This is a genomic window from Rubrivivax soli, from assembly GCF_049810355.1.
Lineage (GTDB): Bacteria > Pseudomonadota > Gammaproteobacteria > Burkholderiales > Burkholderiaceae_C > Rubrivivax.
In genome coordinates this window covers 2,971,770-2,996,767 of the sequence record NZ_CP187368.1, presented here as the reverse complement: position 1 = coordinate 2,996,767, position 24,998 = coordinate 2,971,770, and the positions used below count along the sequence as shown (strand labels likewise).

At 71.7% G+C, this 24,998-nt stretch carries 26 protein-coding genes; 11 read left to right on the top strand and 15 right to left on the bottom strand.

Features of this window, described 5'->3' with window-relative positions; genetic code table 11:
* Positions 1 to 2: 2 nt before the first annotated feature.
* Positions 3 to 638 (bottom strand): 3-oxoacid CoA-transferase subunit B, encoded by a 636-nt coding sequence (locus tag ACPOLB_RS13580; protein WP_425256531.1) that lies wholly within the window; start codon positions 636 to 638, stop codon positions 3 to 5.
* A 2-nt stretch (positions 639 to 640) separates the two neighbouring features.
* On the bottom strand, positions 641 to 1,300 hold the full coding sequence (locus tag ACPOLB_RS13575; protein WP_425256530.1) for a 3-oxoacid CoA-transferase subunit A: 660 nt from the start codon (positions 1,298 to 1,300) through the stop codon (positions 641 to 643).
* A gap of 200 nt (positions 1,301 to 1,500) precedes the next feature.
* Between ACPOLB_RS13575 and ACPOLB_RS13570 the strand changes: the two genes are divergently transcribed.
* Genes ACPOLB_RS13570 through ACPOLB_RS13550 form a run of 5 tightly spaced genes read left to right on the top strand, consistent with a single transcriptional unit; the run spans position 1,501 to position 6,565 of the window.
* Positions 1,501 to 2,778: an HD-GYP domain-containing protein gene (locus tag ACPOLB_RS13570; RefSeq protein ID WP_425256529.1), complete on the top strand. Its 1,278-nt coding sequence runs from the start codon at positions 1,501 to 1,503 to the stop codon at positions 2,776 to 2,778.
* Positions 2,775 to 4,895, top strand: a complete 2,121-nt coding sequence (locus ACPOLB_RS13565; RefSeq protein ID WP_425256528.1) for a putative bifunctional diguanylate cyclase/phosphodiesterase — start codon at positions 2,775 to 2,777, stop codon at positions 4,893 to 4,895. Before ACPOLB_RS13570 ends, ACPOLB_RS13565 begins: the two co-directional genes overlap by 4 nt.
* A 41-nt stretch (positions 4,896 to 4,936) precedes the next feature.
* On the top strand, positions 4,937 to 5,257 hold the full coding sequence (locus tag ACPOLB_RS13560) for a DUF1840 domain-containing protein (protein ID WP_425256527.1): 321 nt from the start codon (positions 4,937 to 4,939) through the stop codon (positions 5,255 to 5,257).
* Between the two features lie 39 nt (positions 5,258 to 5,296).
* Entirely contained in the window at positions 5,297 to 5,926 is a 630-nt protein-coding gene (locus tag ACPOLB_RS13555; RefSeq protein ID WP_425256526.1) for a YbhB/YbcL family Raf kinase inhibitor-like protein, read from the top strand.
* The gene (locus ACPOLB_RS13550) at positions 5,927 to 6,565 is read left to right on the top strand and encodes a histidine phosphatase family protein (protein ID WP_425256525.1); all 639 of its coding nucleotides are present in this window, start codon (positions 5,927 to 5,929) and stop codon (positions 6,563 to 6,565) included.
* 57 nt (positions 6,566 to 6,622) lie between these two features.
* On the opposite strand, the gene ACPOLB_RS13545 is transcribed toward ACPOLB_RS13550, so the two are convergent.
* From ACPOLB_RS13545 to ruvB, 7 genes are all read right to left on the bottom strand, one after another.
* Positions 6,623 to 10,039: a pilus assembly protein gene (locus ACPOLB_RS13545; protein WP_425256524.1), complete on the bottom strand. Its 3,417-nt coding sequence runs from the start codon at positions 10,037 to 10,039 to the stop codon at positions 6,623 to 6,625.
* A 2-nt stretch (positions 10,040 to 10,041) separates the two neighbouring features.
* Positions 10,042 to 10,590, bottom strand: a complete 549-nt coding sequence (locus ACPOLB_RS13540; protein ID WP_425256523.1) for a hypothetical protein — start codon at positions 10,588 to 10,590, stop codon at positions 10,042 to 10,044.
* A gap of 5 nt (positions 10,591 to 10,595) precedes the next feature.
* Positions 10,596 to 11,687 (bottom strand): PilW family protein, encoded by a 1,092-nt coding sequence (locus ACPOLB_RS13535; protein WP_425256522.1) that lies wholly within the window; start codon positions 11,685 to 11,687, stop codon positions 10,596 to 10,598.
* Positions 11,677 to 12,117, bottom strand: a complete 441-nt coding sequence (locus ACPOLB_RS13530) for a type IV pilus modification PilV family protein (protein ID WP_425256521.1) — start codon at positions 12,115 to 12,117, stop codon at positions 11,677 to 11,679. Before ACPOLB_RS13530 ends, ACPOLB_RS13535 begins: the two co-directional genes overlap by 11 nt.
* 2 nt (positions 12,118 to 12,119) lie before the next feature.
* Complete coding sequence (locus ACPOLB_RS13525; RefSeq protein WP_425256520.1) at positions 12,120 to 12,629, bottom strand: GspH/FimT family pseudopilin; 510 nt, start codon at positions 12,627 to 12,629, stop codon at positions 12,120 to 12,122.
* Positions 12,617 to 13,048 (bottom strand): type IV pilin protein, encoded by a 432-nt coding sequence (locus ACPOLB_RS13520; RefSeq protein WP_425256519.1) that lies wholly within the window; start codon positions 13,046 to 13,048, stop codon positions 12,617 to 12,619. Before ACPOLB_RS13520 ends, ACPOLB_RS13525 begins: the two co-directional genes overlap by 13 nt.
* A gap of 199 nt (positions 13,049 to 13,247) precedes the next feature.
* Positions 13,248 to 14,318 carry a Holliday junction branch migration DNA helicase RuvB gene (gene ruvB, locus ACPOLB_RS13515; protein ID WP_425256518.1) on the bottom strand — a complete coding sequence of 357 codons (1,071 nt, stop codon included), beginning with the start codon at positions 14,316 to 14,318 and terminating at the stop codon, positions 13,248 to 13,250.
* 37 nt (positions 14,319 to 14,355) lie between these two features.
* Between ruvB and ACPOLB_RS13510 the strand changes: the two genes are divergently transcribed.
* Positions 14,356 to 14,745, top strand: coding sequence for a DUF2946 family protein (locus ACPOLB_RS13510; protein WP_425256517.1), 390 nt, complete (start codon positions 14,356 to 14,358; stop codon positions 14,743 to 14,745).
* Positions 14,746 to 14,896: 151 nt separating this feature from the next.
* The gene (locus ACPOLB_RS13505) at positions 14,897 to 15,367 is read left to right on the top strand and encodes a copper chaperone PCu(A)C (protein WP_425256516.1); all 471 of its coding nucleotides are present in this window, start codon (positions 14,897 to 14,899) and stop codon (positions 15,365 to 15,367) included.
* A 30-nt stretch (positions 15,368 to 15,397) separates the two neighbouring features.
* On the opposite strand, the gene ruvA is transcribed toward ACPOLB_RS13505, so the two are convergent.
* Genes ruvA through ACPOLB_RS13490 form a run of 3 tightly spaced genes read right to left on the bottom strand, consistent with a single transcriptional unit; the run spans position 15,398 to position 18,577 of the window.
* Positions 15,398 to 15,970, bottom strand: coding sequence for a Holliday junction branch migration protein RuvA (ruvA, locus tag ACPOLB_RS13500; protein WP_425256515.1), 573 nt, complete (start codon positions 15,968 to 15,970; stop codon positions 15,398 to 15,400).
* Between the two features lie 44 nt (positions 15,971 to 16,014).
* Positions 16,015 to 16,659, bottom strand: coding sequence for a response regulator transcription factor EmbR (embR, locus tag ACPOLB_RS13495; protein WP_425256514.1), 645 nt, complete (start codon positions 16,657 to 16,659; stop codon positions 16,015 to 16,017).
* Between the two features lie 43 nt (positions 16,660 to 16,702).
* A complete protein-coding gene (locus ACPOLB_RS13490; RefSeq protein WP_425256513.1) occupies positions 16,703 to 18,577 on the bottom strand; it encodes a sensor histidine kinase in 1,875 nt (624 codons plus the stop codon).
* Positions 18,578 to 18,733: 156 nt separating this feature from the next.
* Here ACPOLB_RS13490 and ACPOLB_RS13485 point away from each other — a divergent pair, with 156 nt between their 5' ends.
* A complete protein-coding gene (locus ACPOLB_RS13485; RefSeq protein ID WP_425256512.1) occupies positions 18,734 to 19,732 on the top strand; it encodes a PhoH family protein in 999 nt (332 codons plus the stop codon).
* Positions 19,729 to 20,232, top strand: a complete 504-nt coding sequence (ybeY, locus tag ACPOLB_RS13480; protein WP_425256511.1) for an rRNA maturation RNase YbeY — start codon at positions 19,729 to 19,731, stop codon at positions 20,230 to 20,232. Before ACPOLB_RS13485 ends, ybeY begins: the two co-directional genes overlap by 4 nt.
* Here the strand turns inward: ybeY and ACPOLB_RS13475 are convergent.
* The 3 genes from ACPOLB_RS13475 to hemB are packed head-to-tail and all read right to left on the bottom strand — an operon-like array spanning position 20,159 to position 23,189.
* The gene (locus ACPOLB_RS13475; RefSeq protein WP_425256510.1) at positions 20,159 to 21,112 is read right to left on the bottom strand and encodes a DMT family transporter; all 954 of its coding nucleotides are present in this window, start codon (positions 21,110 to 21,112) and stop codon (positions 20,159 to 20,161) included. The two genes, ybeY and ACPOLB_RS13475, sit on opposite strands and share 74 nt — an antisense overlap.
* Positions 21,109 to 22,185, bottom strand: a complete 1,077-nt coding sequence (locus tag ACPOLB_RS13470) for a magnesium transporter CorA family protein (RefSeq protein ID WP_425256509.1) — start codon at positions 22,183 to 22,185, stop codon at positions 21,109 to 21,111. Before ACPOLB_RS13470 ends, ACPOLB_RS13475 begins: the two co-directional genes overlap by 4 nt.
* Entirely contained in the window at positions 22,185 to 23,189 is a 1,005-nt protein-coding gene (gene hemB / locus ACPOLB_RS13465; RefSeq protein ID WP_425256508.1) for a porphobilinogen synthase, read from the bottom strand. The genes ACPOLB_RS13470 and hemB overlap by 1 nt, the downstream gene beginning before the upstream one ends.
* 224 nt (positions 23,190 to 23,413) lie before the next feature.
* Between hemB and ACPOLB_RS13460 the strand changes: the two genes are divergently transcribed.
* Together ACPOLB_RS13460 and ACPOLB_RS13455 are read left to right on the top strand one after the other, a co-directional pair.
* Positions 23,414 to 23,848, top strand: a complete 435-nt coding sequence (locus ACPOLB_RS13460) for a CopD family protein (RefSeq protein WP_425256507.1) — start codon at positions 23,414 to 23,416, stop codon at positions 23,846 to 23,848.
* 4 nt (positions 23,849 to 23,852) lie between these two features.
* Positions 23,853 to 24,989, top strand: a complete 1,137-nt coding sequence (locus ACPOLB_RS13455) for a VanZ family protein (protein WP_425256506.1) — start codon at positions 23,853 to 23,855, stop codon at positions 24,987 to 24,989.
* The last annotated feature ends 9 nt before the right edge of the window (positions 24,990 to 24,998 follow it).

The following is a 24,998-nucleotide window of genomic DNA, read 5'->3' as shown; positions in this document are numbered from 1 at the left end:
GTTCAGTCGATCAGGGGCACGGCGGTCACGGCCTGCACGTCGGCGCGCGTCAGGCCGTTGAAGGCCTCGACCAGGCGCACACCGGCGGGCGTGATGTCGAGCACGGCCAGGTCAGTGTAGACACGGCTGACGCAGCCGGGGGCGGTGAGCGGGTAGGTGCAGGCGGGCACGATCTTGCTCTCGCCCGCCTTGGTGGTGTGCTCCATCATCACGAAGGTCTTCTTCGCGCCGATGGCCAGGTCCATCGCACCGCCGACGGCGGGAATGGCATCGGGCGCGCCGGTGTGCCAGTTGGCCAGGTCGCCCGCGGCGCTGACCTGGAAGGCGCCGAGCACGCAGACGTCGAGGTGGCCGCCGCGCATCATCGCGAAGCTGTCGGCGCTGTGGAAGAACGCGCCGCCGGCCAGCAGCGTCACCGGCTGCTTGCCGGCGTTGATGAGCTCGGGGTCCTCGGCGCCCGGGGCGGGCGCCGGGCCCATGCCGAGCAGGCCGTTCTCGCTGTGCAGCAGCACCTCGCGGTCGGCCGGCAGGTGGTTGGCCACCAGCGTGGGCAGGCCGATGCCGAGGTTCACCACCGCGCCCTCGGGGATGTCGCGGGCGACGCGGGCCGCCATCTGGTCGCGTGTGAGTCGCTGCATGCTCAGATCTTCACGATGCGTTGCACGAACAGGCCGGGGGTGACCACGGCCTCGGGGTCGAGCGCGCCCAGCGGCACCACCTCGCGCACCGAGGCGATGGTGCAGCGGGCGGCCATCGCCATCAGCGGGCCGAAGTTGCGCGCGGTCTTGCGGTAGACGAGGTTGCCCCAGCGGTCGGCGCGCTCGGCGTGGATCAGCGCCACGTCGGCGTGCAGCGGGCTTTCCAGCACGTAGCCGCGGCCGTCGATGACCCGCGTCTCCTTGCCCTCGGCCAGCGGCGTGCCGTAGCCGGTGGGCGTGTAGAAGCCGCCGATGCCGGCGCCGGCGGCGCGGATGCGTTCGGCCAGGTTGCCCTGCGGCACCAGTTCGAGCTCGATCTTGCCGGCGCGGTACAGCGCGTCGAACACCTGCGAGTCGGCCTGGCGCGGGAACGAGCAGACGATCTTGCGCACGCGCCCGGCCTGCAGCAGCGCGGCCAGGCCGGTGGTGCCGTTGCCGGCGTTGTTGTTGACGATGGTGAGGTCGCGCGCGCCCTGGGCGATGAGGGCGTCGATCAGCACCGCCGGCTGGCCGGCCGGGCCGAAGCCGCCGACCATCACGGTGGCGCCGTCGCGCACGTCGGCCAGCGCGGCTTCGGGGCTGGGCAGCTGTTTGTCGATCACGGCAGAGGCAGGGTTAGAAAGTTCGCAGTAAGAACACAAGTGCGATTAGTGAACATTCTAGGGCGGCCACCGGCCGTCCGCAAGCGCCGCACGCCCGTCCGGGGCCGTGCTGGCACTCAAGTTGTGGCGCGGTGCGGCCGAAATGCCAGAGGTGGGCCGCAGCGCGTGGCCGGCCTTGTCCATCGTTCCAGGAAGCCGAGATGTCCCAAACCATTGCCGTCCAGGACCTGCGTGTCGGCATGTACGTCCATCTGGACCTCGGATGGATGGCACACCCGTTCCCGCTGTCGAGCTTCCGCATCGTCTCGGCCGACCAGATCGCCACCATCCGCGGCCTCGGCCTGAAGCAGTTGCGCTGGGTGCCGGAGAAGAGCGAGCTGGCCGACGAACCGTCCGCGCCGGGCAGCACGCCGGCGGCCGTGCCCGCCGCTGCCGAGCACGAGACCCTGGAGCAGGCGGCGGCACGCCTGCGCCGCGAGCAGCTGGCCGAGCAGCGCACCGCCACGCAGCTGTGCGAACGCCAGTACGGCGAAGCCGGTCGCGCCTGGCGCGAGGCCACCGACGCCGTGATCGCGCAGCCGGTGCGGGCCCGCGAGGAGACCGAGGCGCTCACCGGCGCGCTGCTCGACAAGATGCTGGTCGACGGCGAGATGTGCATCCGGCTGCTGACCAACGGCGCCGGCGACCGCGCCACCGCGCACGCGCTCAACGTGGCCGTGATCGCGCTGCTGATGGGCCGCACCTTCGGCATGAGCCGCGACGAGATGATGGACCTGGGCGTCGGTGCGCTGATGCACGACGTGGGCAAGATCCAGATGCCCGACCGCCTGCGCCACGCCGACGAGGCCTTCAGCAGCGCCGAGGTCAACGCCTACCGCGAGCACGTCGCCACCGGCGTCACCCAGGGCAAGCGCATGGGCCTGAGCGCCGGCGCGCTGCTGGTGCTGGCGCAGCACCACGAGCAGGCCGACGGCACCGGCTTCCCGCTGAAGCTGGGCATCGACCGGCTCTCCACCGCGGCGCGCATCGTCGCGCTGGTGAACCGCTACGACAACCTGTGCAACCCGCCGCAGATCGCGCGCGCGCTGACGCCGCACGAGGCGCTGTCGATGCTGTTCGCGCAGTCGCGCAGCAAGTTCGACGCGACGGTGCTGAACGCCTTCATCCGCATGATGGGCGTGTACCCGGCGGGCTCGGTGGTGCAGCTCACCGACGACCGCTACGCGATGGTGACGAGCGTGAACTCGTCGCGGCCGCTGAAGCCGCGCGTGCTCGTGCACGATCCGAAGTCGTCGCGCGAGGACGCCCTGTTCCTGAACCTGGAGACCACGCCCGACCTGGGTATCCGCCGCAGCCTGGCGCCGAACAAGCTGCCGCGCGAGGCGCTCGAGGCGCTGTCGCCGCGCCCGCGCGTGGCGTACTTCTTCGAAGCCGCGCCCGTGGAGGCGCGGCAGGCGAGGAACGAGGTCTTTGCTTGACGCGCGCACGCGCCACTGCCGTCGATGCCTGGGCCGCGCTGATCGAGGCCCTGCCGCAGGCCGCCTGGGTGGCCGAGCTGGACACGCGCGCGCTGGTGGCCGTCAACCGCCCGGCGCTCGCGCTGCTGGGCCAGCCGGCCGAGGCGCTGCTGGGCCAGCGGGCCGACCTGCTGGTGGCCACGCCCGAGGACATGGCCTACTGGGACGACGCTGCCGCCGGCCGCGCCGAGCGGCTGCTGTCGGACACCGTGGTCTGCACCGCGTCGGGCCGCACGGTGCATGTCGAACGCTCCATCGTGCCGATGGCCCTGCCGACGGCCGCCAGGGGCGGCGCCGGCAGCGGCAGGCCCACGCACTGCGTCGTGTCGCTGATCGACCGCAGCCAGCAGCAGCAGGCCGAGGACGCCCGCGAGGAGCTGCTGGCCGAGCTGCAGGCCACGCTGGAGTCGACCGCCGACGGCATCCTGGTCACCGACCTCGCCGGCCGCGTGCGCGCCTTCAACCGCCGCTTCGCGCAGATCTGGTCGGTGCCCGACGACCTGCTCGACCAGCGCAACGACCCCGCCGTGCATGCCTGGATGCGGCAGAGCGTGCTCGAGCCCGAGGCCTACGAACGCCGCCTGCACGCGGTGCAGCACGCCACGCTGCTGTCGACCACCGAGCGCATCGCGCTGCACGGCGGGCAGGTGCTCGAACGCGTGACGCGGCCGCTGTGGGTGCGTGGCCGCCCCGCCGGGCGCGTGTACTCGTTCCGCGACCTCACCGAGCGCATCGCCGCCGAGGAACGCATCGAGGAACTGGCCGTCACCGACACGCTGACCGGCCTGCCCAACCGCCGCCAGCTCGCCGACCGGGTGGCCGCCGCGGCCCAGCGCTGGCGCCGTGACGGCCCCGGCTTCGCGCTGCTGATGGTGGATCTGGACCGCTTCCGCCAGATCAACGACAGCCTGGGCCACGAGGTTGGCGACCGCGTGCTGCTGGAGGTGGCGCAGCGCATCCAGGGCTGCATGCGCGCCAACGACGTGCTCGCGCGCGTGGGCGGCGACCAGTTCGCGGTGCTGGTGCACGCCGCCGACGCCGGTGCTGCCGAAGCCACCGCGCGCCGCGTGCTCAACGTGGTGGCGCAGACCTGCAGCATCGACAGCGCGCAGTTCACCCTGACCTGCAGCATCGGCGTGGCGCTGTGCCCGCAGCACGGCCAGAACGTCGACGACCTGCTGCGCCACGCCGAAGCCGCGGTGCGTGCCGTGAAGGCCGGCGGCCGCAGCAGCTACCGCTTCCACCACAACCGCGTCGAAGCCGACATGCGCACGCACATGCGGCTCGACCACGCGATGCGCCAGGCCCTGGTGAGCAACCGCCTGCGGCTGCACTACCAGCCGCAGGTGCGGCTGAGCGACGGCGCGCTGGTCGGCGCCGAGGCGTTGATCCGCTGGCGCGACCCCGAGCTGGGCGAGGTGAGCCCGGCGCAGTTCATCCCGGTGGCCGAGGACACGGGCTTCATCGTCAACATCGGCGAATGGGTGCTGGCCCAGGCCGTGCGCCAGGCGGCGCTGTGGCGCGAGAGCGGGCGCGAGATGCCGATCGCGGTCAACGTCTCGGCGCTGCAGTTCCAGCAGGCGCAGTTCGTCGACAGCGTCGCGCGCGCGCTGGCCGTGACCGACCTGCCGCCGCGGCTGCTGGAGCTGGAGCTGACCGAGTCGATCCTGGTGCGCGACGCCGACGAGGCCCTGCAGCGCCTGCATGCGCTGGCGCGCCTGGGCGTGCGGCTGTCGATCGACGACTTCGGCACCGGCTACTCGAGCCTGGCGTACCTGAAGCGCTTCCCGATCGGCAAGCTGAAGATCGACCGCAGCTTCGTCAAGGGCCTGCCCGACGACGACAGCGACGTCGGCATCGTCAGCGCCATCCTGCAGATGGCCCGCGCACTGGGCATGCAGGTCATCGCCGAAGGCGTCGAGACCGAGCCGCAGCGCCAGTTCCTGCAGGCCGCCGGCTGCGCCGAGTTCCAGGGCTTCCTGTTCTCGCCCGCCATCGACGCGATGAGCTTCGAACGCTTCCTGCCGCCGCCGCGCCTGCCGGCGCCGCAGCGGCCGCACATCCGGCTGGTGCGCTGAAGGCCGCGCCACCCCGGCCCGTCGCGCGCTATGCTGCGCGCATGATCTACAAGTTCAAGAGCAAGGCCACCGGCGACCTGATCATGCTGGGGCCCCAGGGCGACGCGTTGCTGCGCCTGCTCGGCCGCACGCCGGCGGCCACCGGCATCATCGAGGTGCAGGACATGCCGGCCGCCGTGGCGGCCCTGCAGGCGGCGGTGGCCGCAGCCGAAGCCGCCCCGGCTGCCGGCGCCGGCGCGCCCGCCACCGAGCCCGGCGACGACCCGGCCGCGCAGGTCGGCCTGCGCCAGCGCGTCTGGCCCATGGTCGAGATGCTGCGCCGCGCCCACGACGCGCAGCAGCCGATCGTGTGGGGCGTCTGACCCCCATCTCACCACGACGATGACGACGAGGACCTGGAGATGAAGCTCTGGAGCGACAGCTGGACCAACGGCGACCGCATCCCCGCGCGCTACTGCGCCGGGCGCCTGGCGGACGGCGGCGGCGTGGCGTTCAGCGACAACCTGAACCCGCACCTGGCCTGGAGCGACGTGCCGGCCGAGGCGCAGTCGATGGTGCTGATCTGCCACGACTTCGACGTGCCCAGCCAGGCCGACGACGTCAACCAGCCCGGGCGCGAGGTGCCGGCCGACCTGCCGCGCGTGGACTTCTTCCACTGGGTCCTGGTCGACCTGCCGCCGCGCCCGACCGTCATCGCCGAAGGCGAGTTCAGCCGCGGCTTCACGCCGCGCGGCAAGCCCGGGCCGGCGCTGCCCGGCGGCGCGCGCCAGGGCCTGAACGACTACACCGGCTGGTTCGCGGGCGACCCCGAGCGCGCCGGCCAGTACTTCGGCTACGACGGCCCGTTCCCGCCCTTCAACGACTCGCTCGTGCACCATTACGTGTTCACGCTCTACGCCGTCGCGGTGGGCCGCCTGCCGGTCGACGGTGCCTTCACCGGCCCGCAGGTGCGCCAGGCGCTCGCCGGGCGGGTGCTGGCCGAAGCCACGTTCTCGGGCACCTACACGTTGAACCGCCGGCTGGCCGTCTGAATGTCCGAGGCGACGCGGCTGCTGCTGATCCGGCACGGCGAAACCGACTGGAACGCCGCGCAACGCATCCAGGGCCACACCGACATCCCGCTGAACGCCACCGGGCAGCGCCAGGCGGCCCGCATGGCGCTGGCGCTGGCGCACGAGGACCTGGCGGCCGTGTACAGCAGCGACCTGCAGCGCGCCGCGGCCACCGCGGCGCCGCTGGCCCAGGCCGCGGGCCTGCCGGTGGTGCACGACCGCGCGCTGCGCGAGCGCCATTTCGGCGCCTTCGAGGGCGCGAGCTTTCTCGAGATCGAGCAGCGCTGGCCCGACGACGCACGCCGCTGGCGCCAGCGCGACCCGGCGTTCGCGCCCGGCGGCGGCGAGTCGCTGCTGCAGTTCTACGACCGCGTGGTGGCCGCCACGCTGCGGCTGGCGGCCGGCCACCCCGGGCAGGCCATCGCGCTGGTGGCGCACGGCGGCGTGCTCGACTGCCTGTACCGCGCGGCCACGCGCATTGCGCTCGACGCGCCGCGCAGCTGGCAGCTCGGCAATGCCAGCATCAACCGCCTGCTGCACAGCCCCGAAGGCCTGGTGCTGGTGGGCTGGAACGACACGCGGCATCTCGACGCCGAAAGCGACGACGGCAGCGCCTGAGCGCTGCCGTCATCGTGTGTCGCAGGCCGCCGGTGCTGCCGGCGGCGGTGGTTGGGCTCAGCGCTGCCGCACCTCGCGCCACGAGTTCTTGCTCGGGTTGATGATGTCCTTGCCCGGCAGCGCCGGCTGCTTGCGCTCGCCGTCGTAGCTGCGCACCATGCCGCGCAGGTCGCCGGTGGCCGTGACCACGGCGGTGATGCCGGTGGAGTTGGCCTTGTCGAACAGCACTTCCGACACCGACGTCGCCCCGGCGACCTTGTCGCCCTTCTCGACGTCGATGACGTAGAGGTAGGAGCTGGCCGAGCAGTCGTTGGCGCCGGCGATGTTGGTCACGAAGGCGACACCGCCGTAGGCGATGGCCGGGCGCGTGTTGGCATGTTCCTTGGTCGGCAGGTCGATGAACCAGCCGCGCTGGGTGCCCCAGTCGACCGCGCTGGCGGTCAGCGTGTCGGTGGCGCGCACGTAGGTCTGCTGCACCAGGGTGCTGCGCGGCGTGGCCAGCGTGGCGCCGTCGGCGATGGCGTAGAAGGTGTTGGTGGCGTTGGTGCCCCAGTCGGTCACGTCCAGCAGCTTGCCGGTGCCCACCAGCACCACGCGCTGGGTGCCGATCGACACCAGCTCGGGCGCCGCCGTCACCGGCTGGGCCACGCCGCTGCTGTTGGTCAGCACGGCCACCTTGTGCGGTGCGCTGCCCGAGGCGGCGTCGAGGTCGAAGCGCCACAGGTTGCCCAGCAGGTCGCCGCCGTAGACGTAGCGCGTGCTGCCGTCGTCCTCGGCGTAGGCCGACACGTGCGTCAGGCCGGCTTCGCCGGTCAGCGAGCCGTCGGCGGTGGTGAACTCCTTGAGCAACGTGCCGTCGGCCGGGTCGAGCACGAACAGGCGGCCCTTGCCGTCGGCCGTGCTGTTGTAGCCCGAGGTCACGAGCACGCGGTAGTCGCCGCTGGCCAGCCGCACGATCACCGGCTTGCCCACGGTCTGGCCGACCTTGGGGCCGTTGGTGGTGTCGGTGGGCTGCGGGAACTGCCACTTGACCCAGGTCGAGGCATTGGCTTCGGTGTTGCTGCGCGGGGCGGTGACGTCCAGCGCGTAGTAGGCACGGCCGGCCGCGCCCATGCCCCCCACCAGCAGCTTGGTGCCGCCGGTGCTGACCTTGCCGACCACGGGCGTGCCGTCGAGCTGCGTCTTGAAGGCGTAGCTGCGGGCCGTGGTCTGGCCGATGTCGCCGAGCGCCGCGCGCGGAACGAAGGCCCACAGCTCCTTGCCCTTGTCGGCGCTGGTCTTGTCGGCCTCGAAGGCGTGCAGCATGCCTTCGCCCGATGCCACGTACAGCACCTTCTCGTCGCGGCTGATCACGGGCTCGGCGTTGATGACGGCGCCCAGCAGGCTGGTGCGGCTGCGGAAGGTCGTGCCCTCCAGCGTGCGGTTGCCACGCAGGTAGCTCATCACGTCGGCGGTCGTGCCCCAGGTGCTGCTCGGGTTGACGAGGCTGCCGACCGCGGCTTCGGTGAAGGCCACGCCGGCGGTGCCGTTGTACGAGGCGATCACGCGCGTGGTGGGGTCGCGGGCCAGCAGCAGCGCGCCGGCGTCCCAGGTGGGCGTGTCGCTGATGATGGCGGTGGACGTGTCGATCGGGTTGGCCGTGACGTTGCCCGACCAGCCGGCGGCGTTGTAGCTGGCCATGTAGGCCAGGCCGTCGCCCGACTGCAGGTTCACCGTGCTCACGGCCACGCTGCTCTGCGCGTTGGTGTCGTTGAGGATCTCGTTCAGGCCGTCGGTGATGCTCTGGAAGGTCTCGGTCGGCGAGGTCGCCAGGTACATGCGGCCGCGGCCGTTCACGGTGGCGTGCCAGAGGTCGTCGAGCATCGAGATGCTGTCGTTGACCGGCGTCGTCCAGGTCGGCGGCGAGGTCCAGGCGTTGGCACCCTTGCTCCACAGCGAGCCCGACAGGCCCAGCGAGATGGCGTACACGTTCAGGTGCAGGTCGGGGTTCTTGTCGGCCCAGGCGTCGGTGGCGCTGCTCGTGGGCACCAGCCCCGCGGGCAGCGGACTGGTCGTCGCGCGCAGGCGGTTGTTGTAGTAGGCCAGCGCCAGCGCCGCCAGGGTGCCGTCTTCCGTGGTCTGGTAGGGCGCGGTGTCGCCGCCGTACTTCGAGGCCGTGTAGGCCGGTGCCGAGACGCCCTTGTCGTTGGCGAAGCCGTCGGTCACGATGAAGGCGTTGTTCTTCTGGCAGGCGTACTTGACGACGTTCGCGTCGGTGTCGACCTGCGTGCCGATGTGCTTGAGCGTCGCCAGCGTGGGCGTGCCGACGCCCACCATCGCGTTGGTGTAGAAGCGGCCGGCCACGGCGAAGCGGTTCTGCGTGATGTCGGTGCTGTCGGCATCGTCCATCGTGACCGTGCCCAGGCTGTTGAAGGGCACCACGTCCATGCGCAGGCCGGTGATGTTCTCGAGCACCGCGCCCATCGAACCCGCCAGCATCAGCTTGCGCTTGCGGTGGTAGGTGAACCAGTTGGCGAAGTTCTGCAGCTCGGCGGCGTAGGTGCGGCCGGTGGGATAGCTGGTGACGGCCGCCTTGATCTCGTAGCGGCGCAGCTTGCCGGTGCCGTCGGGCGAGGCGACGCAGGCCGAGTCGGGCGCGGTGCTCACGGTGCAGTCGGGCGCCGGCACGCAGGTCTTGTCGGTCGACGGGCAGACGGTCGGGTGCCAGTAGGTGGCCGGGAAGTACGGAATGCGCGCGATGCAGCTCTCGCCGGCGGCCACGGTCGTGACCGCGGTCAGCGTGCGCCGCGTGCTGCCGTCGCACACGCCCGAGCTGGTGGACGAGGCGACCACGCTGGTGCCCACCGGCAGCGTCATGCCGCCGTAGACGCGGAAGGCGTAGTTGTTGTCGGCGAAGTTGGTGACGCTGCTGTCCCAGGCCGTGGTCAGGTTGATCGTCGGCGGCGTGTCGGGCGCGGCGATCTGCGGGTGGCCGGGTGCGGCGGTGGTGCTGGCGTTGGCGTAGGTGCGCGTGGCGCCGTGCGCGTACGCGGGCGACCACGGCTTGTACGTGACGGCCGGGTTGTAGTAGATCGGGTTGAAGCGCCACGAGCGCATCCACGCCAGCTGCGCGATGGGCGGCGCGGCGCGGCCGTTGTTGCTGCCGGTGGTGTAGAGCTGGCCGCCGATGTTCACGCCCATCGGGAACAGGTACGACAGCTGCGCGTAGCCGGCCGAGCCCGACGACGTGCGCGGTGCATTCGTGCCGCTGTCCCAGGCCGTCGTGCCGTCCCAGTAGGCCACGCCCGAGGGGGTGTTGAGCAGGAACTCCCAGTCCATCGAGCCCGAGTCGTCCATGCCCCAGATCACGTTGGGCTTGGCCAGCACCGAGGCCTTCAGCGGCAGCTCGGCCAGGTCGGTGGCGTGCGAGGCCACCGAGCCGAGCAGGCCGCCCAGCGCGACCATCGACGTCACGAATTGCAGTGCGGATTTCATCTTCAACCCCGGGTGACGAGCGATTGCACGAAGGTCTGCGTGCCCTTCGGTCCGGTCACGCGCACGGTGACGCGGTACTGCTTGGAATTGGGCGGGTTCAGGGGCTCGGGCCCGACGGCGCGGCTGCCCATCTTCGGCACCTGCTTGACCAGGCACTCGCGCAGCGGCTGCGTCACCGGCGTCACGGTGCAGGCGCGCTCGGCCACGTAGCGCACGGTCATCTGGCCCACGGTGGTCTGCGGCGCGGCGTTCCAGTCGACGCCCGTGGGCAGGCCGTTGCTGTCCTTGGCCAGCGCGGTGGGCGAATACCAGCTGCTGATGGCGGTGTCCTCGTCGGTCAGCGCCTGCACGGCGATGAAGGCGTTGTTGACGCCGACCTCGCTGGCCTGCAGCGCGGCTTCCTGGTAGGCGGCGTTGCCGGTCGCGAGCACGCCGATCTCGGTCAGCCGCGCCAGCGCCATGCCGCCCAGCAGCATCACCGACAGCAGCACCAGCACCACCAGCATCGTGACGCCGCGCTGGGCGCGACGCATCTTCGGCAGGAATTTCATCGTGCTCACCACACCAGGTTGCGCAGCGGCACCACCACCACCGCGCTGCGGTAGCGGTAGCAGGCCCAGTCGGCCACGTCGGGTTCGACCGTCTCGCCGAAGAGCACGGGCTTGCTCTCGCTGGCGACGCAGTTGCCGTCCTTGTCTTCCTTCTCGCGCTGCGGGCTGCGCGTGACCAGGCCGATGCGCAGCGCGCGCACGCGCTCGACGTTGGCGCCGGCCACGCTGCTCCAGTTGACGCCGGTGGCGCCGGAGGTGTCGTCGACGGCGTCCTGCCAGCCCATCAGCGTGCTGCTGCTGGCGCTGCTGGAGACGCCGTACTGCGCGCGGAAGGCCATCACGTTGCGCACCAGCACGGCCGAGTCGCCGAGCAGAGGGCGTGCCAGCGTGAGGTTGCCGCCGCTGACGCTGTAGCGGCTCCACTGCAGCCCGCCCAGCAGCGCCACGCGGTCCTTCTCGACGAAGCTCGCGGTGCTGGTGAACGTGGCGGCGTTGTGCTCGCCGGTGTTGTCGAAGGTCAGCGTCTGCGGCACGTCGTCGGTGGCCGCGGCGGTGGCGGTGACGCTGCGCACGAGGCAGGTGCCGCCCGCGCTGGCCGGGGCCAGCAGCACGGCCTGGCCGGCCGCCACCGGCAGCAGCGACATCAGCGTCGCTTCGTCGCCGGTGGTCGCGCCCTTCAGCAGCACGTTGGCGCCCGAGTCCACGTTGCTCGCGAAGAGCACGTCGAGCTGGTCGCTGCCGGTGCCGGCCGTGATGCGCGCGGGCGCGAACGAGGTGCCGTCCATCTGCACCGTGGCGTCCACGCTCAGGTTCAGCGTGTGGCACAGGAACTTCGAGTCGCCGAAGAAGCCCAGGCCGGCGCTGGCCACGTCGCTCTTGATCGCGGCCAGGGCCGTGGCGGCGTTGACGGCCATGCCGCCGGCGCCCACGCCCTGGCGCTGCGACGCCGTGAAGACGGCGGCACCGCCCGTGGCGGCCAGCGCCACGAGCAGCGCCACGACCATGCCGACCATGATCTCGACGATCGACAGGCCGGCCTGGCGCCGGCGCAGGCCTTGCGGCCCCGCTCGGCGGTGCGGGTGCAGTTCAGCGCACATCGGTGGTGGCCTCCAGGGTGCGCGTCTCGCCGGCGGCCTTGCCGGTCCACGTGATGACGACACGCAGACGACCCGTGCTCGCGTCGTAGGTGGACGTGGCGGCGCCATCGGGCAGGCTGGTGCCCAGCCGCGTGCTCCAGTCGCTGGCGATGGCGCTGGCGGTGCTGCTGGCGCAGGTGCCGGCGGCCGGCAGCGTGTAGCAGTTGCGGTTGGCGGTGTCGACCAGGGCCGAACTGATCAGCTCGTCGCCCAGTTGCGCCGCGATCATGCGCGACTGGCTCTCGGTGGCCTGGGCCAGCGAACGGGCCTGCAGCCGTGTCATGCCGACCAGGCCGAAGGCCAGGATGGCCAGCGCGATCATCGCGTCGATGAGCCCGAAGCCGCGGCTGCGGGCGCGGGCGCGGGGCGGAGAGGCGTGGCGTCGCGGCATGGTCAGCAGCCCGAAAGGTGATTGCCGCACAGGCGCACGGCGCCGCCGGCGTCGACGCGCAGGCCGGGGCAGCGGAACTCGCCGCTGCAGGTGACGCCGTCCATCGCCAGGTTCACCGAACCCGCGGTGCCGAAGGGCACGGGCCGGCCTTCGCTGCCGAAGTCGATGTCGGCCGCGGCGGCGCTGACGTTGTTGGTGAAGGTGCGCGTGCGCAGCGTCACCGGCGTGGCGGGCACCGTGCGGTCGGTGATCGTGACGGTGTTGCCGGCGGTCGTGAGCCGCACCGTGGTGTTGCGCTTGACGGCCTCGCTCTGCGCCAGCAGGGCTTCGGCGTACAGCAGGTTGCCGCCTTCGCGCAGCTTCGAGTTGGCGATGTAGTCGGTGAAGTAGGGCGCCGCCGTGAGCATCAGGAAGGCGCCGATGGCCAGGCCGACCATCAGTTCGACCAGCGTCAGGCCGCGGCTGCTGGGTCGGCCATGGCGGCCGACGCGGTGCGGGCTCAGGTGTCGCATGTCGTGCCCTTGGTCGTCCAGCAGCCGGCGTTGGCGCCCTTCGGGTGGGCGCTGGTGGTGCGGGTGCCGGCCTGGTTGATCGTGTACGTGTAGCCGTCCATCGCGCCCGAGCCGGTGGCGGTGGCGGTGAAGCCCTGGCCGCTGGCGGTGATGCTGCAGGTGACGGTGAAGTTGGCGGCGGTGGGCACGCTGACGGCGCAGGCGGCGGTGCCGTAGTTGCCCACGTCCTGGTAGCGCTGTTCCATGCGCGTGGCGAAGGACGCCAGCGCGTCCAGCGCCACCGGCACGCGCGAGCGCTGGATGTAGCTGTTGTAGGCGGGCAGCGCCACGGCGGCCAGGATGGCCACGATGGCCACCGTGATCATCAGTTCGATGAGCGTGAAGCCGCGCTGAAGACGGCAGGGACGTGTGGGTCGCATGGGCAGGACACCTCGGACAGGTTCGGTGGCGGCACAAACTCGCCGCATCGAACGTGTATTCGGCCACCCGCCGACGGACTTGAGGCTTTCGGCCCGGCTACATCGGTAACGAAGGTAAGCATTGGGCCCGACGGGTCGTGACGGATCTCACGCTCCTCCGGACTGGCCCTGTCCGGCCCCCTGCGCGCTGCTGTAGCGCCTACTCGGCGTGGCCGAAAAGATCGGCCCCGGCGCGCGGCGGCGGCGCCAGGCCCAGATGCCGCCATGCGGCCATCGTCGCGATGCGCCCGCGCGGCGTGCGTTGCAGGTAGCCCTGCTGGATCAGGAAGGGCTCGATCACGTCCTCGATCGTGCCGCTTTCCTCGCCGATGGCCGCGGCCACGTTGTCCAGGCCCACCGGGCCGCCGTCGAAACGGTGGATCACGGCCTCCAGCAGCTTGCGGTCCATCAGGTCGAAGCCCTGCGGGTCGACGTCGAGCATCTTCAGCGCCGCGTCGGCCACCGCGGCGCTGATGCGGCCGTCGGCCTTGACCTGCGCGTAGTCGCGCACGCGGCGCAGCAGCCGGTTGGCGATGCGCGGCGTGCCACGGCTGCGGCGTGCGATCTCCAGCGCACCGGCGGCATCCACCGGCACGTTCAGCAGCCCGGCCGAGCGCGTGACGATGCGCGTGAGCTCCTCGGCGCTGTAGAACTCCAGCCGCGCGACGATGCCGAAGCGGTCGCGCAGCGGGTTCGTGAGCATGCCCGCGCGCGTGGTGGCGCCGACCAGCGTGAACGGCTGCAGGTCGAGCTTGATCGAGCGCGCGGCCGGGCCCTCGCCGATCATGATGTCGATCTGGTAGTCCTCGAGCGCCGGGTACAGGATCTCCTCGACGACCGGGCTCAGCCGGTGGATCTCGTCGATGAAGAGCACGTCGTTGCGCTCCAGGTTCGTCAGGATCGCGGCCAGGTCCTTGGGCTTTTCCAGCACCGGGCCGCTGGTCTGGCGCAGGTTCACGCCCAGCTCGCTGGCGATGATGTGGCTCAGCGTCGTCTTGCCCAGGCCCGGCGGGCCGAACAGCAGCACGTGGTCGAGCGCCTCCCCGCGGCCGCGGGCGGCGCCGATGAAGATCTCGAGCTGCTCGCGTGCCTTTGCCTGGCCCACGTACTCGGCCAGGCCCTTGGGTCGCAACGCGCGCTCGATGGCCTCCTCGTTGGGCGACGTCGCGGCGGCACTCACCACGCGGGGCAGGCTCGCTGCGGGGCCGAAGTCGTCGGTCTGGATCGCCATGGAGCGATTATGACGAGCGGCTACACTGCGGCCCGCCGTGAACCTGCTGCGCCGCCATCTCCGACCTGCCCTCTGGCTCGCGCTCGCCGCGCTCGCCGCGATGGCGCTGCTGCCGACGCTGTCGCATGCGATGGCACGCGCGGCCGGCGGCGCGGGCAGCGGCTTCACGGAAGTCTGCACGCCGCAGGGCATGAAGCTGGTGGCGCTGGGCGACGGCGAGACGGCGCCCGACAGCGCCGCCCTGCAACTGGAGCACTGCCCCTGGTGCACCGCGGCGCTCGCCGACCTGGCGCCGCCGCCGGTGCGGCAACGGGCCGACCTGCCGCCCGCCTGCACGCTGCTGCTGCCGCCGCTGAACCTGCACGGCCCGCGCACGCTGCACGCGTGGCTGCTGGCGAGCCCGCGCGCCCCGCCCGTGCTGGCCTGAGCCCAGCCGCCTGTGCCGGTGCCGTTGCGCCGGTGCGCGGGCCGCACGACACGCGCCCACCGGCTGCCTGCAGTGACTGCGCCGCGCCGGCGGCGTCCACCTCCGTTCCACCCTGCTCCCCTGGCCCGACGTGGCCGAAGAAGGTCTCCCGATGAAACACCTGCTCTCGCTGCTGACCCTGACCCTGGCCGCCTTCGGTGCCCAGGCCCAGACCACCGTGAAGGACGGCTGGGTGCGCGGCACCGTGCCGCAGCAGAAGGCCACTGGCGCCTTCGCGCAGATCACCTCGGCCCAGGGCGGCCGGCTGGTGTCGGCGGCTTCGCCGGTGGCCGGCGTGGTCGAGATCCACGAGATGCGCATGAGCGGCAGCACGATGCAGATGCGCGCGCTGACCGACGGCCTGGACCTGCCGGCCGGCCAGACCGTGGAGCTCAAGCCCGGCGGCTACCACGTGATGCTGATGGACCTGAAGCAGCCGCTGAAGGCAGGCGACACGGTGCCGCTGACGCTGGTGGTGGAAGGCGCCGACAAGAAGCGCGAGACGCTGCAGCTGCAGCTGCCGGTGCGGGCGCTGGGCGGCATGCCGCAGCAGCAGCAGCAGGGGCAACACAAGGGACACTGACCGCTGCCGGGCCCGCGGGCCCGGCGCATGTCACTTGTTCAGTGCCTTCAGCGCCAGCTTGATGCCGTCGCTGACGCCCACGTCGGCGGGCAGCGCCTTCAGCGCCGCGGCGGCCTCGCGCTCGTTGTAGCCCAGCGCCATCAGCGCCTGCACGATGTCGTTGCCGGCCTCGGTGCTGGCCGCCTGCGGCAGCGCCAGGTCGGGTGCAAGCTTGCCCTTCAGTTCGAGCAGCAGCCGCTCGGCGGTCTTCTTGCCGATGCCGGGCACCTTCACCAGCCGCGCCGTGTCCTGCGCCGCGACGGCCTGTGACAGCTCGGCCACCGACAGCCCCGACAGCAGCGCCAGCGCCATGCGCGGGCCGATGCCGCTGATCTTCACGAGCTGGCGGAAGGTGCTGCGCTCGCCGGCGGTGAGAAAGCCGAACAGCTGCTGCGCGTCCTCGCGCACGACGAAGTGCGTCAGCAGCACCACCGTCTCGCCCAGGCCGGGCAGGTTGTAGAACGTGCTCATCGGCACGTCGAGCTCGTAGCCGACGCCGTGCACGTCGACGAGGACCAGGGGGGGCGACTTTTCCGCCAGCGTGCCGGTGATGCGTCCGATCATGGCCGCATTGTCGCCGCGCCCGGGTGCGCGGATGCGTCAGGCGTTCAGCGGAACAGGCCCAGGCGCTGCGCTTCGAGCGCGGCCTCGGCGCGCGAGCTCACGTTGAGCTTGCGGTAGATCTGCTTCACGTAGTCGGCGATGGTGTGCCGGCTCAGGCCCAGCTGCACGCCGATCTCGGGCAGCGTGTAGCCCTTGGCCACGCGCAGCAGCACTTCGCTCTCGCGCTCGGTCAGGCTCACGTGCGGCAGCGTCGAGGCCTGCGGCTTGGCCTTGGCGCTGAAGTAGGCCATCACGCGGCGCGCGATGCTCGGCGACAGCGGCGGCTCGCCCTGGCTGATGCGCTGCAGCTGCTCGGTGATCAGCTCGCGCGGCTGCTCCTTCAGGATGTAGCCGAAGGCACCGGCCTGCAGTGCCGGGAACAGGTGCTCGTCGTCGTCGTGGATCGTGACGACCACGCTCTGCGCCTCGGGCTGCACGTCGCGCAGCTTGGTCACCACGTCGACGCCGCTGCCGTCGGGCAGGCCCAGGTCGATGAGCGCCAGGTCGAACTTCACCGCCGACACCAGCGACAGCGCATCGTGCACGCGTGCGCTCTCGGAGATCTGCGCAGCCGGGAACACCTGCAGCACCAGCTTGCGCAACCACACCCGGATCTCGGGCAGGTCTTCGAGCAGCAGGATGTTCTTCATGCGGTGGCTTGAAAAGGGCAGGCGTTCATGGTAGCGGCTGCCTTCAAGTCTGTGGGGCGGCAGCCAGCGCACGATCGAGCGGAACCGTGAGACGTATCACGGTCCCGTAGCCGGGGCCCGACTCCACCAGGCACTGGCCCTGCAACTGCTTGGCGCGGTGCTTCATGCTGGCCATGCCGTGGCCGCGGTCGAGGCGGCCGTCGAGTTCGAGCGGGATGCCGTCGCCGTTGTCCTGCACGATGACCTGGAAGTCGCCGTCGGCGACGCGGCAGGTCACCGAGCAGTGCGAGGCGCCGCTGTGCTTGATGATGTTGCTGGTGGCCTCGCGCAGGATGCGCGTGGTCTGCACGAAGGCGCGCGCCGACAGCGTCTGCGGCAGCTCGTCGGGGGCCGACCACTCGCCTTCGATGCCGGCCTGCGCGAGCCGGTTCACGACCTCGGCACGCCAGTCGCCCAGCGCGTCTGCCAGTCGCACCGGCCGGCCGGTGAGGCCGCGCACCGACAGCCGCATCTCCTCGAGCGCCTCGCGCGCCAGCGTGGAGATGCGCTCGGATTCGCTGGTATGCACGATGGTCAGCAGCTTGGCGCCGAGGTCGTCGTGCAGGTCGGCCGCGATGCGCTTGCGCTCGCGCTCGGTGATCTGCTCCACGCGCAGTTCCGACAGCTGCCGGAAGTTGCGTTCGATCTCGGCCGTGGCCTCGCGCACGCGCTGCTCCAGATGGGCCTTGCCCAGCTCGGCCTCCTGCAGCGCGCGGCCGTGCTGCTGCACCAGGCGCAGGCCGAGGCCCACCAGCAGCAGCGGCGGCACCAGCTGCGCCACGTGCGCGGCCAGCGGCCGCAGGCCCTGCTGCTGCGCCAGGAACTCCACCAGCCCGGCCAGCGCCAGCGTGCCCAGCAGCAGCGCCATCGGCCACGCCTTCCCGGGCCGCTGGCGCTGTTGCGTGCGCAGGTGCACGGCCGCAGCGGCGGCCACCTGCAGCCCGAGCAGCACCGACCACACGCCGGCCATCATGTGCAGCCGGGCCGGCCCGGCCAGCACCAGCGTCAGCGGCATCAGCGCGCATTGCAGCGGCAGCAGGCGGTCCACCAGCTGCACGCGCCGGCCGGCGCTGCGCAGCAGGAACTGCACTGCGGCCAGCGTCAGGAAGGCGAGCATCGCGACCTGCAGGAATTCGACCACCGTGTGCGTCATCGGCAGCGTGCGCAGCCACAGCCGTGCGTCGATCAGCGCCCAGCCCACCGACAGCGCGCCGAAGTAGGCCAGGTGGCTCTCGCGGCGGTGCATGAAGCCCAGCACGAACATGTAGCCGCCGGTCAGCAGCAGCGTGGCCCCCAGCGCCTGCGGCAGCGTCACCTGCAGGGCGTGGCGCAGCGCGTGGCGGCGCAGCAGCTGCGACTGCGGCCCGATGGTCAGCGCCGACAGGCCCCCGGCGCGTGCGCGCGATCCCAGCTCGGCCAGCGGGTGGCCGACGACGCGCAGGTCCAGCGTGTTGGTGCCCGGCGCGAGCAGCGCCGTCGGCAGCGTCACGAGCTGCGGGTGGTTGCAGTTGTTGGTGAGCGGCGGCGCCATGCGGCCGCCGCTGTGCACGCGCTGGCCGTTCAGCAGCACTTCCAGGTTGGTGCAGACCTGCGCCACGTACAGCGCCAGCAGGTCGTCGCCGGCGGCCGCGGGCGGGGTGTCGAACTGCACGCGGTACCAGACCGGGCCGGCGCTCGCCGGGCGCGTGCGCGCCCAGGTGTCGGGCAGGTCGACCGTGCGCGAGACGGCGCCGGCGGCGAACGGGTTGGCGTCGGGGTGGGCGTTGGCAGGCAGCGCGCCCTCGGCGACCTGCGCGCGGTCGATGTGCAGCGCCTGGGCCGCGGCCGGCCGGGGGCCGGCGAGCCACAGCGCCAGCAGCGTCAGCAGGACCGGCAGCATGGGCAACCACGGCAGGTGCCGCAGTGCGCCCGGGCAGCGTGGTCGCGGTGCAGGCAGGCGGGGTGCGGTCGGCATGGGCCACGGATTCTGCGGCATGGCAGTGCGCTGCCACCGCTGCGACAATGCAGGCCCCGTGGACCCTTGCACGCCCGCCGCTTGATTCGCCGCCACCTCCTCTCGCCGCCCGACAACCGCCGCCTGGCCCACCTGTGCGGTCCGCTCGACGGCCATCTGCGCAGCATCGAGGCCGCCCTGGGCGTGACGCTGGCGCGGCGCGACGCCAGCTTCCGCATCGAAGGCCCGCGCGACGCGGTCGAGCGCGCAGCCACGCTGCTGGACGCGCTCTACGTGCGCGCCGCGGCCCCCATCGGCGAACGCACGCTCCAGCTGGAGCTGGCGTCGGCCGGCGCTCCCGCGCCCGCCGCCCCGGGCGCCGCCGCCACGCCGCCGGGCGACGTGGTGCTGCGCACGCGCCACGCCGACCTCAGCGGTCGCACGCCGAACCAGAGCCAGTACCTGCGCCAGATGCTGGGCCACGACATCACCTTCGGTGTCGGCCCGGCCGGCACCGGCAAGACCTTTCTCGCGGTGGCCTGCGCGGTCGACGCGCTCGAGCGCCAGGGCGTGCAGCGCATCGTGCTGACGCGCCCGGCGGTCGAGGCCGGCGAGCGCCTGGGCTTCCTGCCCGGCGACCTGGCGCAGAAGGTCGACCCCTACCTGCGCCCGCTGTACGACGCGCTGTACGACCTGATGGGCTTCGACCGTGTCGCCAAGGCCTTCGAGCGCGGGCTGATCGAGATCGCGCCGCTGGCCTTCATGCGCGGACGCACGCTGAACCACGCCTTCGTGATCCTCGACGAGGCGCAGAACACCACGCGCGAGCAGATGAAGATGTTCCTCACGCGCATCGGCTTCGGCAGCAAGTGCGTGGTCACCGGCGACGTGAGCCAGATCGACCTGCCCTCGGGCATGCCCAGCGGCCTCGTCGATGCACGGCGCGTGCTCGACGGCGTGCCGGGCATCGCGTTCACCGACTTCACGGCGGCCGACGTCGTGCGCCACCCGCTGGTGGCGCGCATCGTCGAGGCCTACGAGGCCCGAGCCGGTGCCGCCGCCGACGATGCGACCGGGGCGCGTGTGCGCCGCACGCGATGACACGGCAGGCCCTGCCGCCGCTGACGCTGTCGCTGCAGTTCGCCGACGCGCGCCACCGCGCCGCGCTGCCGCGCCACCGCGTGCAGCGGTGGATGCGGGCCGCGCTCGAGGCGCCGGGGCAGATCACCGTGCGCATCGTGGGTGCCGACGAAGGCCTGGCGCTGAACCGCGACTACCGGCACAAGGACTACGCCACCAACGTGCTGACCTTCGACTACGCGCACGCGCCCGTGGTGGAGGCCGACCTGATCCTGTGCGCGCCGGTGCTGGAGCAGGAAGCGCAGGCGCTGGGCATCACGATCGAGGCGCACTACGCGCACCTGCTGGTGCACGGCACGCTGCACGCGCAGGGCTACGACCACGAGGCCGACGACGAGGCCGCCGCGATGGAGGCGCGCGAGACCGAGATCCTGCGCGGCCTGGGCTTCAGCGACCCGTACCGGCGGCCGGCGGCGCCGCCGCCGCGGAAGTCGCCACGGCAGCGCCCGCCGCGGGCTTGAGCAGCACCGCGGCGATCGCCACCACCATCAGCACCATCGCCGCGAAGTCCTGCCAGTGCAGGGCTTCGTCCAGCAGCCAGGCGCCGAGGAAGGTGCCCAGCACCGGGATCATCATCACGCTGATCGAGCTGGCCACGGGCGGCATGCTGCGCGCCAGGTAGAACCAGGCCGCGTGCGCGAAGCCGAACACCGCGATCGCGTTGTAGGCGATGGCCCAGCCCACGTGCGGCTGCGGTGCGATCCAGCGCGCCGGCTCCAGCAGCAGCGCCAGCACGCTGACGACGCCGGCGGTGATGGTGGTCATCCAGAACACGATGGTCAGCACGTGCACCGGCAGTGTCGAGCGCCGCAGCTTGTGCGTGCCGTAGGCCCACACGCAGGCCGCGAACAGCACCGCGCCGGCAGCCAGCGGTGCGCCGCTGAGCTTGCCGAACTCGTGCGCCAGCAGTAGCAGGATGCCCACGCCCGAGGCCAGCACGCCGATGCCCTGGCGCAGCGTGAATCGGTCGCCGAACAGCAGCACGCCCCACAGCGCGGCGAAGATCGGCATCGAATAGCCGAGGATCGCGGCCCGGCCCGAGCTCAGGTGCTGCACCGCGACGATGACGATGATGTGCCAGACCACCAGGTTCGACAGCGTCAGCCGCAGTGTCTCGCCCCAGTGCGCACGCGGCAGCCGCAGCGGGATCTTCAGCAGCAGCATTGCGCCCGCCAGCACCGGCAGGCCCAGCAGCATGCTGAGCGCGCGGAAGGTCAGCGGCGGGAACGCCAGCGGCTGCGCCGCCGTGCCGCTGACGCCGATCTTCATCACCGGCCAGTTCAGGCCCCACACCAGGGTCAGCAGCACCAGCACCCAGAGCTGGCGTCTCGTCGTCGTCATCGTCGTGTGCCGCCCAGGTAGCGCTTGCGCCAGAAGAAGAGCCCCAGGCCGATGGCCACGGCGGCCATCAGCAGCACGGCCAGCCAGATCCCGGTGCCGCTGTGGATGAGCGGCAGGCCGTCGAAGTTCATGCCGAAGAAGCCGGTGATCAGGTTCAGCGGCAGGAAGATGGCCGTCAGCACGGTGAGCGTGCGCATGATGTCGTTGGTGCGGTGGCCCAACGCGCTGAAGTGCATCTGCACCGCGGTCTCGGCGCTCTGCTCCAGCCGCCGCACGTGCGAGAGCACGCGCTCGACGTGTTCGAGCACGTCGCGCGAGCGCACCCGCAGCAGCTCGCGTTCGCGCCGCGCGTGCGCGTCGGATTCCTCGGGCCACTCGTCGAGTGCGTCGATCCACTCCTGCACCGCGCTGCGCTGGTCCTCGCAGGTGTCTTCCAGCAGGTGCAGCGCGTTCCGCGAGTCGAGCAGGAACTGCCAGTCGTCGAAGCGGCTCTTGGGGTCGAGCAGTTCCTGCTGCAGGTACGCCAGCTGGCGCGTCAGCAGGCGGCGGAGCTCCAGGTAGCTGTCGACCATGTGGTTGACCATGCGCAGCATCAGGTCGGCCGGGCTGCTGGGCTGGCGCGCGCCGGCACCGGCCAGGCGCAGCGCGAAGTGGTCGCGCACCGCGCAGTCGGTCGGGTGCACGGTGATCAGCACGCGGTCATAGACCGCGAAGCCCACCGGGCTGGTGTCGATGGAGTCGAGCGCCTTCTTCGCCGTGGCCAGCGTGCCGTGGGCGTCGTCGACGAAGAGCTGGTCGCTGCCCGGGCTGGCGGCCAGCCGCCGGAACACCATCAGGTCGTACCAGCTCGTGTAGTCGAAGTGGCTGGGCAGCTGGTTGTTCAGCAGGTCGGACACGTGCAGGTCGACCAGCGGGCTCAGGCCCCAGCGCTGCAGGTGCGCCTGCAGCACCGGGCTCTGCACCTCGAACACGCGCCGTGCGCTGCCGATCCAGACGAAGCCGGTGGCGGGCAGCGTCTCGGGCAGCGCCTGCAGCTCGGTGATGCCGCCGGGTTCGACGTGGAAGATGCGCATCAGCGCTCGCGCAGCTTGCGGGCGGCGTCGAGCGCAAAGTAGGTCAGCACGCCGTCGGCGCCGGCGCGCTTGAAGGCCAGCAGGCTTTCCATCATCACGGCGTCGTGGTCGAGCCAGCCGTTCTGGGCCGCAGCCTTGAGCATCGCGTACTCGCCGCTCACCTGGTAGGCGAAGGTCGGCACGCGGAAGGTGTCCTTCACGCGGCGCACGATGTCCAGGTACGGCATGCCGGGCTTGACCATCACCATGTCGGCGCCTTCCGCGATGTCCAGCGCCACCTCGCGCAGGGCCTCGTCGGTGTTGCCGGGGTCCATCTGGTAGACCTTCTTGTCGGCCTTGCCCAGGTTGCCCGCCGAGCCCACCGCGTCGCGGAAGGGGCCGTAGAAGGCGCTGGCGTACTTGGCGCTGTAGGCCATGATGCGCGTGTGGATCATGCCGCGCTCCTCGAGCAGGCCGCGGATGGCGCCGATGCGGCCGTCCATCATGTCGCTGGGCGCCACGATGTCGACGCCGGCCTCGGCCTGCACCAGGGCCTGCTGGCGCAGGACGGCCACCGTGGGGTCGTTCAGGATGTAGCCGGTGTCGTCGAGCAGGCCGTCCTGGCCGTGGCTGGTGAACGGGTCCAGTGCAACATCGGTGAGCAATCCCAATTGCGGAAAATGCTTCTTCAGTTCGCGCACGGCACGCGGCACGAGGCCGTCGGGATTGGTCGCTTCGCGGCCGTCCGGCGTCTTCAGCGCGGGCTCGATCACCGGGAACAAGGCCATCACCGGGATGCCCAGCGCGACACTCTGTTCGGCCACGCCGAACAGGCCGTCGAGGCTGCGCCGCTGCACGCCGGGCATGCTCGCCACGTCCTGCACGAGACCCTTGCCGTCGAGGAGAAACACCGGGAGGATCAGGTCTTCCGGTGCCAGCCGGTGCTCGCGCACGAGGGCGCGGGTGTAGGCATCTCGGCGCAGGCGGCGCGGGCGGCTCGCCGGGTACGGTGGGGGGGTACGCACGATCGGGTCCTCGACGCTGCGGCGAGGTGGCTGCGGAGCCCGGGAAATCCGGGTGGCGCGCCACAAACCGCTCTGCTAAAGTAGTTTCTGAATGATAGCCGCAAGGTTGTCATTCCCTGCTTTTCCTCCCTGAGCAGGTGCCTTGGCGTGATGACAGCGACAAGGCTTGCCGGCCCCGGCCTCAAACGCCGGGGCCTCTTTTTTGTGCCGGCCATAATGACCCGATGGGTTATCTCTGGATCAAGGCGTTCCACATCGTTTTCGTGGCCAGCTGGTTCGCCGGCCTGTTCTACCTGCCGCGCCTGTTCGTGAACCTGGCGATGGTGCCCGCCGACAGCCACGCCGAACGCGAGCGCCTGCTGCTGATGGGCCGCAAGCTCTACCGCTTCACGACGCTGCTGATGCTGCCGGCCCTGGTGCTGGGGCTGGTGCTGTGGCTGGGCTACGGCGTCGGGCGCGGCCCGGGCAGCGGCTGGATGCACGCCAAGCTGGTGCTGGTGGTGGGGGCCATCGGCTACCACCACATGTGCCGCTCCATCCTGCGCAGCTTCGAGCATCTGCAGAACAAGCGCAGCCACAAGTGGTTCCGCGTCTTCAATGAAGTCACGGTGCTGCTGTTCGCCGCGACCGTGGTGCTGGTGGTCGTGAAGCCCTTCTAGCGCGGTGGGCGAGGTGGCACCGGCGCGCCATCGCAGTTCGGCCACGCCGCTGGCGCTGGTGTACGCGGCGCTGGTGCTGTATGCCAGCCTGTTCCCGTTCACGGGCTGGCGCTGGCCGCCGGGCCAGGGCCTGGATGCGCTGCTGCGCCTGGCCTGGTGGCCCTGGGTCGTGCCCTTCGACACCTGGTCCAACCTGCTGGGCTACCTGCCACTGGGGGCGCTGCTGCTGATCGCGGCGCGCCGCAGCGGCCTGGCGACGCTGCCGGCGCTGCTGCTGGCCGTGGTGCTGCCGGCGCTGCTGTCCTACGGCACCGAGGTCGCGCAGAACTTCCTGCCGGGCCGCCATCCGTCGCTGAAGGACTGGGCGCTCAACAGCGCCGGCGCCGCGTGCGGTGCGCTGCTGGGCATGGCGCTGCACTGGCTGCGTGTCATCGACGGCTGGCACGCGCTGCGCGAGCGCTGGTTCGTGCGCCACAGCGCCGGCGCGCTGGCGCTGCTGGCGCTGTGGCCGCTGGGCCTGCTGTTCCCGGCGCCGGTGCCGCTGGGCCTGGGCCAGGTGGGCGCGCGGCTGCGCGAGGCCCTGACGGACCTGCTGCACGACGTGCCCTGGGCCGACGCGGCCTACCAGCTGCTGGCCGCCGCCCCCGAGCCCAGCCAGCGCCTGTGGCCGCTGGCCGAGGCCGGCGTCACCACGCTCGGCCTGCTCGGCCCGGTGCTGCTGGCCTACACGGTGGTGGCGCCGGGCTGGCGGCGCGTGGTGCTGGCCCTGGGTGCGACCGGCCTGGCGGTGCTGGCGATGACGCTGTCGACGCTGCTGAACTTCGGCCCGCAGCACGCCGGCGCATGGATGACGCCGGCGGCGCTGCCGGCGCTGGGTGCGGCCACCGGCCTCGCGGTGCTGCTGGCGCCGCTGGGCCGGCGGCTGGTGGCGGGGCTGGCGCTGATGGTGCTGACCGGCCTGGTGATGCTGGTGGCCGAGGCCCCGGCCGACCCGTACTTCGCGCTCAGCCTGCAGGCCTGGGAACAGGGCCGCTTCGTGCGCTTCCATGGACTGGCGCAGTGGATCGGCTGGCTCTGGCCCTACGCCGCGATGCTGTGGCTGCTGACGCGGCTGGGCGCCCACCCCGACACCGGCCGCTGACATCCCGCT